Annotated in this window: 14 protein-coding genes; 5 read left to right on the top strand and 9 right to left on the bottom strand. The window is 66.9% G+C overall.

The window, feature by feature from the left end; genetic code table 11:
* Nucleotides 1-159: 159 nt before the first annotated feature.
* The 4 genes from KUV67_07975 to KUV67_07960 form a co-directional block, all read right to left on the bottom strand.
* The gene (locus tag KUV67_07975) at nucleotides 160-624 is read right to left on the bottom strand and encodes a hypothetical protein (protein ID MBY6204814.1); all 465 of its coding nucleotides are present in this window, start codon (nucleotides 622-624) and stop codon (nucleotides 160-162) included.
* Nucleotides 625-810: 186 nt separating this feature from the next.
* Nucleotides 811-1,284, bottom strand: coding sequence for a BLUF domain-containing protein (locus tag KUV67_07970; GenBank protein ID MBY6204813.1), 474 nt, complete (start codon nucleotides 1,282-1,284; stop codon nucleotides 811-813).
* 202 nt (nucleotides 1,285-1,486) lie between these two features.
* The gene (locus KUV67_07965; protein ID MBY6204812.1) at nucleotides 1,487-3,565 is read right to left on the bottom strand and encodes a hypothetical protein; all 2,079 of its coding nucleotides are present in this window, start codon (nucleotides 3,563-3,565) and stop codon (nucleotides 1,487-1,489) included.
* Between the two features lie 287 nt (nucleotides 3,566-3,852).
* A complete protein-coding gene (locus KUV67_07960; protein MBY6204811.1) occupies nucleotides 3,853-4,275 on the bottom strand; it encodes a hypothetical protein in 423 nt (140 codons plus the stop codon).
* A gap of 328 nt (nucleotides 4,276-4,603) precedes the next feature.
* Between KUV67_07960 and KUV67_07955 the strand changes: the two genes are divergently transcribed.
* From KUV67_07955 to KUV67_07940, 4 genes are all read left to right on the top strand, one after another.
* A complete protein-coding gene (locus tag KUV67_07955) occupies nucleotides 4,604-4,990 on the top strand; it encodes a RidA family protein (protein ID MBY6204810.1) in 387 nt (128 codons plus the stop codon).
* Nucleotides 4,991-5,030: 40 nt separating this feature from the next.
* Complete coding sequence (recG, locus tag KUV67_07950) at nucleotides 5,031-7,127, top strand: ATP-dependent DNA helicase RecG (GenBank protein ID MBY6204809.1); 2,097 nt, start codon at nucleotides 5,031-5,033, stop codon at nucleotides 7,125-7,127.
* A gap of 325 nt (nucleotides 7,128-7,452) precedes the next feature.
* Nucleotides 7,453-7,755 (top strand): ribbon-helix-helix protein, CopG family, encoded by a 303-nt coding sequence (locus KUV67_07945; protein ID MBY6204808.1) that lies wholly within the window; start codon nucleotides 7,453-7,455, stop codon nucleotides 7,753-7,755.
* Between the two features lie 2 nt (nucleotides 7,756-7,757).
* On the top strand, nucleotides 7,758-8,099 hold the full coding sequence (locus KUV67_07940) for a type II toxin-antitoxin system PemK/MazF family toxin (GenBank protein ID MBY6204807.1): 342 nt from the start codon (nucleotides 7,758-7,760) through the stop codon (nucleotides 8,097-8,099).
* Between the two features lie 61 nt (nucleotides 8,100-8,160).
* Here KUV67_07940 and KUV67_07935 read toward each other — a convergent pair whose 3' ends face one another.
* Together KUV67_07935 and KUV67_07930 are read right to left on the bottom strand one after the other, a co-directional pair.
* Nucleotides 8,161-9,294 (bottom strand): sigma-70 family RNA polymerase sigma factor, encoded by a 1,134-nt coding sequence (locus tag KUV67_07935; GenBank protein ID MBY6204806.1) that lies wholly within the window; start codon nucleotides 9,292-9,294, stop codon nucleotides 8,161-8,163.
* Nucleotides 9,287-10,213 carry an alpha/beta hydrolase gene (locus KUV67_07930; protein MBY6204805.1) on the bottom strand — a complete coding sequence of 309 codons (927 nt, stop codon included), beginning with the start codon at nucleotides 10,211-10,213 and terminating at the stop codon, nucleotides 9,287-9,289. Before KUV67_07930 ends, KUV67_07935 begins: the two co-directional genes overlap by 8 nt.
* A 190-nt stretch (nucleotides 10,214-10,403) precedes the next feature.
* Between KUV67_07930 and KUV67_07925 the strand changes: the two genes are divergently transcribed.
* On the top strand, nucleotides 10,404-10,850 hold the full coding sequence (locus tag KUV67_07925; GenBank protein MBY6204804.1) for a phosphate-starvation-inducible PsiE family protein: 447 nt from the start codon (nucleotides 10,404-10,406) through the stop codon (nucleotides 10,848-10,850).
* On the opposite strand, the gene KUV67_07920 is transcribed toward KUV67_07925, so the two are convergent.
* Genes KUV67_07920 through KUV67_07910 form a run of 3 tightly spaced genes read right to left on the bottom strand, consistent with a single transcriptional unit; the run spans nucleotide 10,835 to nucleotide 12,832 of the window.
* The gene (locus tag KUV67_07920) at nucleotides 10,835-11,254 is read right to left on the bottom strand and encodes a DUF1801 domain-containing protein (protein MBY6204803.1); all 420 of its coding nucleotides are present in this window, start codon (nucleotides 11,252-11,254) and stop codon (nucleotides 10,835-10,837) included. The genes KUV67_07925 and KUV67_07920 overlap by 16 nt on opposite strands.
* Nucleotides 11,255-11,298: 44 nt before the next feature.
* Nucleotides 11,299-12,042: a 2OG-Fe(II) oxygenase gene (locus KUV67_07915; GenBank protein MBY6204802.1), complete on the bottom strand. Its 744-nt coding sequence runs from the start codon at nucleotides 12,040-12,042 to the stop codon at nucleotides 11,299-11,301.
* 31 nt (nucleotides 12,043-12,073) lie between these two features.
* Nucleotides 12,074-12,832 (bottom strand): 2OG-Fe(II) oxygenase, encoded by a 759-nt coding sequence (locus tag KUV67_07910; protein MBY6204801.1) that lies wholly within the window; start codon nucleotides 12,830-12,832, stop codon nucleotides 12,074-12,076.
* Between the last annotated feature and the right edge of the window lie 13 nt (nucleotides 12,833-12,845).

Genomic DNA, 12,845 nt, shown 5'->3' with positions numbered 1-12,845 from the left:
GCGTGAGGGATGTCCTACACCGTGGACGTCCAGCAAATTCCTACAACGTGTGCCTACAACGTGGGTGTCCAGTAGATTCAAAGTAGATTCAACGGTAGATTCTCAGCGCGGATACGGCGTCTATTGGCCCTTCACTTATCTGCACCGGGAAGCGGCTTCTCAGAACCCGCACTCCGCTTCTACGTAGGCAGAGAACTCGGTGCCGAAGGTCGCCTTGTCCTCGTCCCAGATGACTCGGACGGAAGGATCTGAAAGATAGTCGCAGGTGTACCTGCGCCAGCCCGAGTAATCGGCTTCGTCGAGGATGCCTTTCTCATAGAACCCGAACGCCGCGTCCATCGCATTGATGACGCCGTAGTTGTACGCCCAGTACTGGGAGCGTTCGGCACCGGTCAACGCCGACAGATCTTCATCGCCCTTGACCAGGACTTCGGACAACTGACTGCTTTCCGCAGCGGTCATCAGGATCTCGTTTGCCATGGCATTCAGGTCTTGCAGCGACTGTGCCGTTAGGGCCACGGTGTTCTGGCGGATCTCCCAGGCCACCAGTAGAAGGGATGCCACAACGGTCGCCCCGCCGAAATACGCTGCCCACCGGGATTTCGTGCGTTCGCTGATCTTCATGGAGTCATTTTACGCAGCCTGACGCTTGTACCGAACGCCGAACAGGTCCCACTGGGTATTACGGGTGATGGGTGTCCAGCCGATTCATCCTGGAGGATGGGTACCCAGCAGGTTCCGCTATGCGGATACTACGCGATTACAGAAAAAAAGTCCGAAGATGGCTTTGGCGTTGGTGGACTGGCTTGGCTAACTTTGCCCAAGCGAAGCCATCGGCGCCGAATCGAGGTGTTCGAATATTCGCTTCAGTGCCGCGATGTTAAGCTCATCTTCGGTGCTCTCGAGCGCGTCCTGAAGCACTTCGCGGAGGTCGTCGGCTTCGACTCGCTCCATCCCCCAGGCCGGGTACAGACGCTCGCGACTATCGACACATCGGTCCAACTCGACGATATCGAAATGCCGCGAATCGCCATGGAGGCTCACGATCAGTTTCTGCACTTCGGTCGGCGGCCCCTCGACCCATTGGAAGAAAACGCCGCTGCCGAAGACCAGCACGCCGGTGATGCCCCTAGAAGCATTCTGGCGTTGGGAGAATTCGATGATGCGATCGACCTCCGCGTCGTCAACGCCTTCAGACGCACGGCTGCAGTAAACGAACGTGTCAAGCGTGATTCCAGGCTCTTCTGGTTCAACGTCTCGCGGAAAGCCTGGTTCGTCGTACATAAGGGCAACTCGCTTGTTTGATTCTGAGCAGGCGGCGTGATGCGCGCAGCGTAGCGCATTCCTAGAGGTGGCGCAGTCTCGCGAGTTCTTTCGTCTCTACAGGATGGGAGTCTGCGGTCCCCGCAGACCGCATCGGCGAGGGACTGCCTTCCAACTCGATGAGCGTCTGCGGGCTCGGCCTCTCGATATCGCGACGCAGACCTCAGTCGCAGCGGTTGGTCGGTCGGCACTGGGGCCGCAAGTTGTGCACCTTGCAGCAGTTGCTGTTGCACTGGGCATCCCGGGTGCAGCTCTGGCCCAGGTCGAAGCGGGCGCGGCAGTCGTTGCGGCCCCGCGTGTGGCAGAACTCGTCGAGCAGACAGTCCGTATCCCTGCTGCATTCGTTCTCCGCCGCGCAGAATCCTGCCGAGCAACGGCCCGATTCGCATTGCGCGGCGCGAGTGCAGACGTGCCCGTTGGGATGCCTTGCTCGACAGTCGTTGCGGCCGGCCCTGTGGCAGAACTGATCGGCGCCGCAGTCTCCGTCGCGACTGCACTCGTTCGCTGCCGCACAGAAACCCGCTGAACATCGTCCCGAATCGCACTGTGCGGCGCGGGTGCAGGTATGTCCGTTGGGGTGCCTGGCCCGGCAGTCGTTCACGCCTGCCCGATGACAGAACTGGTCCTGTTGGCAATCCCCGTCGCTGGAGCACTCGTTCTGCGCCCGGCAGAACCCCGCCGAGCAGCGCCCGGACGCACATTGGCTGGCCCGGGTGCAGCCGCGGCCGTCGTTGCGGCGGGACTCGCATCGATTCTCTCCGATGCCCGGGGGCCCTTTCCGGCAGTACGCCGCTGCGCCGCATTGGCTGTCTTCGGCGCACTGGCAGGCACCCTGTGCGCTGCAACTGCCGCTCGCGCACTGCGCGTCGCGTATGCAGGCCGCGCCCAGATCCCGGTTCGACGGTGCCACGCAACGCCCGAAGGGCCGCCCCCGGCACACGAGACCGTGATCGCACTGCTCGACTCGCCCGCAACGACTCCCTTCCTCGCGCCGGAACTCGCAGACGTTCCGGGAAGGACCACGCCGCGCGCAGAACTCCCCGTCGTCGCAATCGCCCGTATCGTCGCAGGCGTATTCCTTGGCGCTGGCGTAGCGGCGGGTGATCAACCAGTAGTGAACGGCCTGGACGTCTCCAGCGCTATCGCACATCAGGTACTCGTCGGCGTCGACGTGGATGTTGGTGCACTCCCGGTTGCCGGTGCCGATGCCGTTGGCGAACTCTCCATACTCGTCGTCGAGGCCGAACACGTGGCCCAGTTCGTGCGGAAGATGGAAGTCGGTGCCGGTGTACATGAAATCCCATTTGAAGGTCCAGCGACGGAACGAAGGCCGGTGGTCCGGCTTGAGGTTGAACCGGACCTTCCAGATGATGCCGCTGCGCTCCCAGGCCGCCATCTGCGCGGAGGTCGGGTTCTCGCAGGCACTGTGCAAGTGACCGAGAATCGGCTCGCAGTTGACGAATAGCGGATCGACGCGGAAGACCCCCGGGGTATTCCAGCGGGCGGTAATCTCCTCGCGCCAGAATTCCCTCAAGTGGTGGATCACCGTGGTCTCCAGGCCGCTCGTCGCATGCTGAGCCACAAGGGTCCGGGGCACCCGACAGGAGTCGGCATCGGCGTCCGCGTCATCGTCGTCGATCGGCCCGCCCGCCAACAGGTCCGCCGGGCTTGCGTTGAGGGTGGGGATGAAAACCGAGCTTGCGGCCGGCCCGTCACAGATTCCTCCCGCAGCGGTGAGACCGAGATCGTCGGCCAGGGCGATCGGCAGGTCGATGGCGTCCCGCCGCCGGCTGGGGAGATCGAACTCGATGGGCAGCGTGATCACCCAGGTGCCGCTGTCGCGCGACAGGTCGTAGGTGTACTTGATGCCCGGGGCAAGGCCGAAATAGCGGTAGGAGCCCTTCACGATCCGGGGCTCCAGGTCCGGCGGGAAAGCGTGATTCTCCGGAATCTCGTCCTCGATGCGGTCGCCCTTTCCGTCGCGCTTCCGGTTGCAGTGGATCACCAGCGCATCGTAGTCCTCGTCGGCATCCGCGGAGGTTGCGAACGGCGACGCTGCCGAATGCAGATGCGCCGCTTCGGCACGTGCCCGGGCATCGGGCGCGTCGTTGCAGAGCTCGGCCTGGACGGGGCCGATCCAGGCCAAGCCGAAGAACACCAGAAGTTGAAGACCAAGCGAACTCGACTTGCTCCGCGATACCGAGGAATGGTGTTCTCTTGACTCGCTGACCTTGTCGTTCATCGCGCCCTCCGGATCATCTGCCTCACGATGCCCGGACAAGCCCCCTCCCGATGCCGAGCTGAACCACCGGCTGACGACCCGCTCCCCCCGGCGTTTCAGACACCGGTTCTTCTCCCCCTTTACGGCAAATACCAAGGCATCGCGCCACCCGGAAAATGCGCGATCGCTTTTGTGGCGGGATCGTTCGAGGCGACCAGGTCAGAAAGCCGGCGCGGGATTCCGTCTCGCCGATGTAGAGAAATGAAGTGAAGTGCATGGATTCGTGGGGAGGCAACGTCATGGGTGAATTACTCTTTCCGGAATTCCTGAGCCATCAGCTCCCGGTTCGTGGCGTCGACTCTCTTGAACAGCGCGCCCGAATGCACAATTCTTTCGTGCAGCCCGTCAGATTCCTTTTCGATTACAGTCTTGATCGAGTCACCGAGACCAATAACCACCCACCAAGTACGCCCTTCGATTTTTCGCGACCAGGCAGAGCTGACGAACTTGCCTTTGGCCTCATCGACCTCGGCTGTCATCAGATCCCACTCTTTCGGGTCGAAATCGCAAATCGCCTCCAACGGCGCACCCCTTTGAAGCGCTCTCTCGGAAACGTGCTTTCCATGGCACTTGAGCCGGCGCGGGCTTTGCATCTTGAATCGAACGCGCTCGAACAGCGAGCACGGCCCTGTATCCACATGAAAGCGTGAGGTTCTTCGCTTATAACCCATGAGTTTCCCAGCGTAAGAGAAAACGGTTCGCCTTTGAACAAATGATCAACGTAGAGTGCGGACACCCATGTCGTGACACCAGCAAACGCAGCCAAAAGTTCGCTCGATCATGCGGGTGTCCATTAGATTCCGCGATGAAGGTATCTGCTCGCGTCGGCTCTTCAGGGCTAAACACCACGTAAACGAAAAAAAGCCCGAGGACTGCAAGCACATCGCTAGAAATCGTCCCAACCATATCGGGAGCCTAGCGGGCTCGTCGACCTGCAAACCATGCGCCTGCTGTCCTCGGTATATCCTGACACCATTCCGATAATGAGCCCGTCCGACCATGCACAAACATCCCATCCACACCCCCTCCGCCCCCGCCGCCATCGGCCCGTACTCCCAAGCCATTCGCGCCGGCGACACAATCTACCTCTCTGGCCAGATCCCGCTCGACCCGGCCGCCGGCGAGCTGATCGACGGCAATTTCGAGGCCCGCACGCGCCGGGTATTCGACAACCTGGCCGCGGTCTGCGAGGCCGCAGGCGGCAGCCTGAACGACATCTGCAAGCTGAACGTGTTCCTGACCGACCTGGGGCGCTTTGCCGAGGTCAACTCGATCATGGCGGAGTACTTCGCCGAGCCCTACCCTGCCCGCGCCGCGGTGCAGGTCGCGGCGCTGCCGAAGGGCGTGGACGTGGAGATGGACGCGATCGCGCACATTCCCGGTTGATTCGGACGGATCGAGGTCCGGATCGGGACTAGGATTGGGCATGGCCGATCCATCGTCGAAACCGGCTGCGCGCGCAGGCCGCCCGATTTCCGAACTGAACGGCGTCGGGCCGGCGATCGCGGCGAAGTTCAAGGCGCTGGGGTTGATCGACGAGGTCGATCTTCTGTTCCACCGGCCGCTGCGCTACGAGGACCGGACGCGGATCACGCCGATCGGCCGCCTTCGGCCGTCGACCACGGCGCAGATCCAGGGACGCGTGACGCACCAGGAGGTGCGCTACGCGCGCCGCAAGAGCCTGCTGGTGGTGGTCGCCGACGACAGCGGCCAGGTGGTGCTGCGCTTCTTCAACTTCTACACCAGCCAGAAGCGCCAGTTCGCGGTCGGCAACCTCGTGCGCTGCTTCGGCGAGGTGCGCTTCGGGCCCGAAGGCTACGAGATGGCGCACCCGCAGTGCAGGAACCTCCGCGAAGGGCACGAGCCGCCGCTGCCCGACCACCTGACGCCGGTCTATCCGACCACCGCCGGGCTGGGCCAGGCACGGCTCGCCGAGCGCATTCTCGAAACCGTGGACCGCGCGTTGAACGGGCAACTCGCCCTGCCCGACCCGCTGGGCAAGGTCGATGGCCTCGGCACGCTGGCCGAGGCGCTGGCCACGGTCCACCGGCCGCCGGCGACGGCCAACCTGGACGCGATCATCGACGGTTACGACCCGGCCGTGCAGCGGCTGGCGCTGGAGGAGCTGCTGGCCCACCACCTGGCGCTGGCGCGCCTGAACCGGGCCCGGGCGAAGCAGCACGCCGATGCACTGGACGACGAGGCCGGGCTGGTAGCGAAACTGCTGGCGCAGTTCCCGTTCACGCCGACCGGGGCACAGACGCGCGTCATCGGCGAAATCTCGAAGGACCTTTCGGGCACGCGCCCGATGCGCCGGCTGCTGCAGGGCGACGTCGGTTCGGGCAAGACGCTGGTGGCCGCCGCGGCGGTGGCGCAGGCCGTCGGCGCCGGGGCGCAGGCGGCGATCGTCGCGCCGACGGAGATCCTGGCCGAGCAGCACCGCGAGAACTTCTCGGCCTGGTTCGAGCCGCTGGGCATCGAGCCCGTGTGGCTGGCCGGCAAGGTCAGCGGCCGGGCGCGGCGCGAGGCGCTGGAGAAGCTCGCCAATGGCGCGCCGGTGGCGATCGGCACGCACGCGCTGTTCCAGGAGGGCGTGGAATTCGATCGGCTGCGGCTGGTGGTCGTCGACGAGCAGCACCGCTTCGGCGTTCACCAGCGGCTGGCGTTGGCGGCCAAGGGGGCCGAGGCCACGGGCCGGGGACGCACGCGGATTCCGCATCAGCTGGTGATGACCGCGACACCGATCCCGCGCACGCTGGCCATGACCGCCTACGCCGGGCTGGAAGTCTCGGTCATCGACGAACTGCCGCCGGGCCGCAAGCCGGTGACCACCGCGCTGGTCCGCGACGACCGCCGCGACGAACTGGTCGACCGGATCCGAACGCAGCTGGCGGCCGGTCACCAGGCCTACTGGGTCTGTCCGCTGATCGAGGAGTCCGACCTGCTCGAGGCCGAGGCCGCCGAGACCACCTGGGAGGCGCTCAAGGAACAACTGCCCGAGTTCGACGTCGGCCTGGTACACGGCCGGATGAAGGCGCGCGACAAGCAGGCGGTGATGGAGCGCTTCAAGGCCGGCGAGATCCACCTGTTGGTGGCCACGACGGTCATCGAGGTCGGCGTCGACGTGCCCAACGCCGGCCTGATGATCATCGAGAACGCCGAGCGGCTCGGGCTCTCGCAGCTGCACCAGCTCCGCGGCCGGGTTGGCCGCGGCAGCGAGCAGGCCGCCTGCGTGCTGATGTACAAGCCGCCCCTCGGCGAGCTGGCCAAGGCCCGATTGGAAGTCATGCGCGAAACTACGGATGGCTTCCGCATCGCCGAGCGCGACCTGGAGCTGCGCGGCCCGGGGGAAGTGCTCGGCACGCGCCAGACCGGCATGCTGCGCTTCCGCATCGCCGACCTGGCCCGCGACGCGGACCGGGTCGAGCAGGTGCCGGCCCTGGCCGCGAAGCTGGACCGCGACTCGGCCGACGTGCTGATCGAACGTTGGATCGGCGATTCGGAGCAGTTTGCCGACGTTTGAGGGGCACCTCGTTGCCCCGCTGCACGGGCGCGACGATAAATCGCCCTTTCAGGTTCGCTCGGAGGCACCGCGCTTAGCGGTCCGCGGCCCTCGGCCGTGGCTTGGGCCACTGCCCTCGGTTCGCGGACCGCGAATCACGTCACCTCCGAACCGAACGCGCTCCGCACCGCGAGACCACGAGGCGCCCGTACGCCTCGGCGCTCCAACCCCCGCCTGGCCTGCTGCACGGACGAGCGCTTGCGATCGTCATTGCCCAAGAAATTGCGACGGCGCGCCCAGCCGAGTACACTTCGTGACACGTTTTGTATTACGCAATGTGTCGCACATGGCCAACATCAGCGTACGCCTGCCGCCGGACGTCGAGAAGAAGCTGGACGAAGAGATGCGGCGGACCGCGCGCAGCCGCTCGGAGCTCGTGCGCGAGGCGGTCGGCGACTACCTCACGCGCAAGCAGAAGGAACGGGTCGTGGCGGAAATGCGCCGGGCGGCCAGGGCGCTGTACTCGGATCCCGACGCGAAGGGCGAGGCCACCGCCGTCGCCGAGGAGGGTGTCGAGGACTGGCTGGAGAACATCGACACCGAAGAGCGTGCCGCGGGGGTCGATCCCGAAGAGCGGTGGTGGGACTGAGAATGCAGCGCGGCGAGGTTTGGGTCGCGAGCTTCAAGCCCTTTCGAGGGCGGGAAGTCGGCAAAGCGAGGCCGTGCGTGATCGTCCAGGCCGACTGGTTGACCCTGGAATCGCCCGGAACCCTGATCGTACTGCCGCTGACCTCACAACTCTGGGCCGGCGCGGATGCCCTGCGCGTCGAAGTGCCGCCGCGCGGACGCCTGCGCAAATCCTCGTGGGTGATGATCGACAAGATCCAGTCCCTGGACACCGGCCGGTTCAGCGACGGGCCGCTGGCCCGGCTCGATGAGCCGGAGATGGCCTTGATCGACAAGAAGATGCAGGCCGTGCTGGGGATGCTGTAGCACCACGACCTCGCCGTGACCGCACCACCCTCTCGGGCAGGTCACGCACGGCAGTCCGTGCTCAACCCAGCGGCAGACGCCCCGACGACACCAGCCCGGCGATCAGGCCGCCGAAGCCGGACAGACCACCGCCGATGAGGCCGACCCAGCACCAGATGCGCTGGCGGCGGTGGCGCGCGGGGGCGGTCGGGTCCACTGCCAGCTCGTGGGCCATGCGGCGGGCGAGCGTGCGCGGGATGGCCACCGCCGACTGGTAGCCGATGACGCCGAAGAACAGCACGAACACGGCGATCGGAAGCCACGCGCCCGGCACGAAGGCCGAGGCGGTGAAGCCGCCGACGGCAAACACGACCGCCGCCACGCCTTTTCGACGGTGCGCCAGCAGCTCGAGCCGCTCGCGCTCGTCGAAGGCGGTCTTCAGGTGCGGGCGGATGCCCATCACCACGCCGGCGATGCCGCCGAGCAGCGCGAGGGCGACGCCGAGACCGGCGGTCGCGAACAGCTTGATCAGCGACTTGCTGCCCAGGCCTGCCGCCACGGCGGCGGCCGCGGCCGGCGGCGATGCGGTCGTCAGCAGCGCGGCGATGCCGGCGGTGAACGCCGCGCCGGGCGCGGTGCGGACCAGGTTGCTGGCAAGCGCCTGTTCGACCCCGGCCGCCAGCGCCTTGCGCGCTCGCGACAGGCGCTGGCGAACCGTGGCTGGCCGCAGGCCCAGCAGCGAGGCGACCTGGGCCGTGGACTCGCCTTCCCGGTAGTACAGCGCCAGCACTTCGCGCGCCTCGGGCGGCAGTGCGTCGAAGGCCTGCTCGAGCGCAGCGGCGCGCTCGTCCTCTTCGACGACGTCCGCAGTGCGGTCCGAAGCGGCCAGCTGGGCCAGCCGGGCCTCGGGGTCTTCGTTGGGAATGTCGCCCGGGCGCACCTTGCGCCGGCGCAGGAAGTCGAGCGAGCGATTGCGGGTCATCTCGCGCAGCCAAGGCAGGAAGCTGTCGGGGTTGCGCAGCTCGTCGAGCTTGCTCCAGACCTGCAGATACACCTCCTGGGCGACGTCCTCGCTGTGCTGCACGTCGCGTACGATCGCCAGCGCGATGCTGGCCACCGTGCCCTGGGTGGCGGCCACCAGCGCGGCGAAGGCGCGGCGGTCGCCCGAACGCGCGGCCGGCAGGTGTCGCTGGACCAGTGCGGTGACCTCACTCATCGCCGGCATCCTGCTCGATGCGGGCGAGAAATTCCAGCACTTCGCCGGCCAGGAACTCAGGGTCGTCGAGCTGGACGAAGTGGCGGCCCTGCTCGGCGACCACGTGGCGGTGGTCCGGGATGGCGTCGACCTGCGCGGCGTAGGCGGCGCGCATGGCGTCGTTCGCGCCGCTGTCGGCGGCCTGCACCAGCAGCACCGGCACCTCGACGTCGGACATCAGGGGGCGTAGGTCGGTGGTCAGCATCTCGGCCACGGCGCGGCCGACCGTCGCGGGATCCGAGCGGACGCTGTCGTCGCCGACCCGCTGCCGCGCCTCGGGGTCGACGACCATGCCCTGCAGGCTCATCCGGTTCTGCTGCGCGAACTGCTCGGGCGTCAGGCTGGCCATGAACGCGGCCAGCTGGTCGGCGGCCCCGCGCTGCCTCTCCGGGGTCGCCTCGGCGTTGCCCAGCGCGGCCAGGTACGGCACGCCGTCGACGGCGATCGCGCCGGCCAGGTGCTGGTGCTCGGTCGCCGCCAGCCAGAACGCCAGGAAGCCGCCCAGCGAGTGGCCGATGACCACCGGCGGCGCGCCGGGGTTCTCTTCGAATTCGGCCGCAAGATCGTCGGCCAGCGCGTCGCGGACGCGCGGCAGGAACGGCCCGTCGCCGTGAACGGCCGGCACACCGGCGAAGCCGGCGAGTGTGAGCACGTAGGTGCGGTAGCCGGCCGCACGCAGGCGCCCGGCCAGGTCGTCCCAGACGTGGCCGGGGTTGGACAGGCCGGGAATCAGCCAGATCGAGCGACCCTCGCCGGCGGTGTCGACCCGGTACGGGCGCGGGTCGTCGGCGCCGAGGGCCGGCGGGGTCGCAACAAAGGCCAGCGCAAGGGCGAGGAGCAGGATCGAACGTTGAATCAGCGGTAAGAGGGTGCGGTGCATGGGCGTCTCCGGTTTCGAATTGGATTTCGAAGAGGGTTCGAAGACAAGAGACGCAGGGTGCGGCGAGATGTGACGGAACGCCGGCATTGGCGCTCGTCACCCCCCACTGCTAGAGTCGTGCAAACAGGCCCGTGCCGAGCCAGGCCGGCGCCGAAACAGGCCCGTCACGAGACACGCCAGGGAGAGAGCCATGTCGGCCGAACAGGAACAGACCCCCGCCGCCGGCGATCTCGCCGCGAACGCGGCCGCCGACCGCGTGGCCATGGCCGGCTTCGGCTACATCGAGAAGGGCCTGCTGATCGTCACCGCCCTGATGACCCTCGGCGCGGCCGGCATCGAGATCCTCCGGGTGGTCGAACTGCGCGACATCACCCTGGCCGACATCCTGCTGATGTTCCTCTACACCGAGGTTCTGGCGATGATCGCGGTGTTCTACACGGGTGTGGGGTCGCCGTTCATGTACCCGATCTTCATCGCCATCACCGCGCTCTCGCGGCTGATCGTGCTGCAGGGCAAGGACATGGCCCCGCAGGCGGTGCTGTACGAGGCCGCCGCCATCCTGCTGCTGGCCGGCGCGGCGCTGATCATGCTGCGGATCCGGGTCAACCGGAAGGGCGAGATTCAGGCCGGCGGATAGCGCTTGCGAAGTTCCGCGACCGAATCCCGGACCAACGCTTCGAGCACATCGAGATCGACATCCTCCAATCGCTTGACGTACAGGCAACTCTTGCCGGTCTTGTACGTCCCCAGGCGCTCCATGAGTTCCGGTCGGTCTTCGAAGCCGCTGATCACGTAGATCGAGAGCGCGGTCTTGCGCGACGAAAAGCCGGTCAGGCACATATCGCCCTCGCGGCCGGAGTCGTAGACATAGTGGTAGCTGCCGAAGCCGATGATCGACGGGCCCCACATCGTCGGCGGCTCGCCGGTCACTCGTTGCATCAGTTCAACGAGCCGGTCGCAATCGGCGCGGCGCGAGGGGTCGTCGATGGCGTCGAGGTAGGCCTGTACGCTGGCGTCGGTCGGTACGGTCTTGTTGGTCATCCAGTGGCTCCCGGTGCGTGTCGGTGCGTCGAGCGCATCGATGATCAGAGCATCTTCGCCTCGTCGGGCGGTCGCGTCTTGACCCGCTTCGAATCGGTGAACGCGGCCCAGCTGACGATCGCGAAGCGCAGGCCGGACTCGACCGGTCGCGCGGCGTGCTGGTAGCGCATGTCGGAGGGGAAATGGACCAGCATGCCAGCCTTCGGCCGCAGCGAGAACTCGAAGTGCTCGAAGTCGAGGCGGCCGCCGGTGTATTCGTCGTTGAGGTAGATCAGCAGGCTGACGTCGCGGTCCAGCACCTTCTTCCAGCGCCCTGCCGCGGGGTCGATCGTGTCGCTGTCGGCGTGGGAGACGAAGAAGCCACTCGGGTTGTACTTGAGTACGTAGGGCTCTTCGTACCACGCGAACTCGCGGCCGACGGCCGGCCCGATCCGCTCGGCCAGGGCGCGCTCGACCCAGCCGTCGAGCCGGGCCTGCAGGTCGCCGACCTCGACCCGATCCGTGACCCGCCGATCGTCGAGCTTGCGCACCGTGCGCTCGGCGTTCGAGCGCTGGTGGTCGACGGCAAGGAGCCGTTCGGAAGGACGGTCCTTCAACTCGTCGCAGATCGCCTTGCACTCGGCTTCATCGAGGAAGTCCGGAACGATGCCGATGCCGTGCGGCACCCGCCCTTCCCGCCCGGCCGCGACGCAGCAATGCTTGAATCGTTGGCCACTTCCGCAGAAGCACGGCGCGGTCCGGCCCGGCGGAAACGGTTCGCGGAAGGGAAAGTCCGGTCCGTCGGTCATCGGCGTTCCTCCAGGATCCGGCGCGCGATCGTCACTCGCCCGGCCGGGGCAGCCCGACCGCGCTGCGCGGCGGTGCGTCCTTGACCCGCGGCTCGTCGTCGAAGGCCGCCCAGCTGACCACCGCGTAGCGCAGGCCGTCGGTGACCGGCCGCGCGGTGTGCTTGTAGCGGACGTCCGACGGAAACCAGACCAGCATGCCGGGCTTCGGCTGCAGCGTGAACTCGAAGTGCTCGAAGTGCAGCGTGCCGCCCTCGAAGCCGTCGTTGAGGTAGATCAGCAGGCTGACGTCGCGGTCCAGCACCTTCTGCCAGCGGCCCGTGTTCGGGTCGACGTGGTCGCTGTCGGCGTGGCCCTCGTAGAACCCGCCGGGCCGGTACTTGAGCACGTGGGGCCGCTCGAACCAGGCAAAGGACCGCTTGCAGACCGGCGCGATGGTCTCGGTCAGGGCACGCACGACCCAGCGATCGAGTTCGGCCTGCCGGTCGCCCAGCTCGACCCATTCGGTGACCCGGCGATCGTCGTCCTTCGACACCACCTTGCCGGGCGTGGACCGCTGTGGGTCGATGACCTTCAGGCGTTCCGAGCGGCAGCTGCCGGCATGCTCGACCATCGACCGGCAGGTCGCCGCGTCGAGGAAGTCGGGCACGATGCCGATGCCGGCCGGCGTCGACCGGTCGGCGCCGGTGCATCCGCAGCAGTGCTTGAACCGTCGACCGCTGCCGCAGAAGCACGCGGCGGATCGAGCGGGCGGAAACGGGGGGCGGAGGAAGCGGCCGGCGGTCTCGGGCATCGGATCGGCAGGA

Origin of the sequence: Halomonas denitrificans, assembly GCA_019800895.1 — a bacterium.
GTDB lineage: Bacteria > Pseudomonadota > Gammaproteobacteria > Xanthomonadales > Wenzhouxiangellaceae.
Note: the sequence above shows the minus strand (reverse complement) of the source record. Positions and strands in the feature narration are given on the sequence as shown.

Bases quoted from the DNA above. Each gene is read 5' to 3' on its own strand.
- KUV67_07940 (MBY6204807.1), top strand. From the start codon at position 7,758: ATGCAGCGCGGCGAGGTTTGGGTCGCGAGCTTCAAGCCCTTTCGAGGG.
- KUV67_07955 (MBY6204810.1), top strand. From the start codon at position 4,604: ATGCACAAACATCCCATCCACACCCCCTCCGCCCCCGCCGCCATCGGC.
- recG (MBY6204809.1), top strand. From the start codon at position 5,031: ATGGCCGATCCATCGTCGAAACCGGCTGCGCGCGCAGGCCGCCCGATT.
- KUV67_07970 (MBY6204813.1), bottom strand. From the start codon at position 1,284: ATGTACGACGAACCAGGCTTTCCGCGAGACGTTGAACCAGAAGAGCCT.
- KUV67_07930 (MBY6204805.1), bottom strand. From the start codon at position 10,213: ATGCACCGCACCCTCTTACCGCTGATTCAACGTTCGATCCTGCTCCTC.
- KUV67_07910 (MBY6204801.1), bottom strand. From the start codon at position 12,832: ATGCCCGAGACCGCCGGCCGCTTCCTCCGCCCCCCGTTTCCGCCCGCT.
- KUV67_07945 (MBY6204808.1), top strand. From the start codon at position 7,453: ATGGCCAACATCAGCGTACGCCTGCCGCCGGACGTCGAGAAGAAGCTG.
- KUV67_07920 (MBY6204803.1), bottom strand. From the start codon at position 11,254: ATGACCAACAAGACCGTACCGACCGACGCCAGCGTACAGGCCTACCTC.
- KUV67_07965 (MBY6204812.1), bottom strand. From the start codon at position 3,565: ATGAACGACAAGGTCAGCGAGTCAAGAGAACACCATTCCTCGGTATCG.
- KUV67_07915 (MBY6204802.1), bottom strand. From the start codon at position 12,042: ATGACCGACGGACCGGACTTTCCCTTCCGCGAACCGTTTCCGCCGGGC.
- KUV67_07935 (MBY6204806.1), bottom strand. From the start codon at position 9,294: ATGAGTGAGGTCACCGCACTGGTCCAGCGACACCTGCCGGCCGCGCGT.
- KUV67_07925 (MBY6204804.1), top strand. From the start codon at position 10,404: ATGTCGGCCGAACAGGAACAGACCCCCGCCGCCGGCGATCTCGCCGCG.
- KUV67_07975 (MBY6204814.1), bottom strand. From the start codon at position 624: ATGAAGATCAGCGAACGCACGAAATCCCGGTGGGCAGCGTATTTCGGC.
- KUV67_07960 (MBY6204811.1), bottom strand. From the start codon at position 4,275: ATGGGTTATAAGCGAAGAACCTCACGCTTTCATGTGGATACAGGGCCG.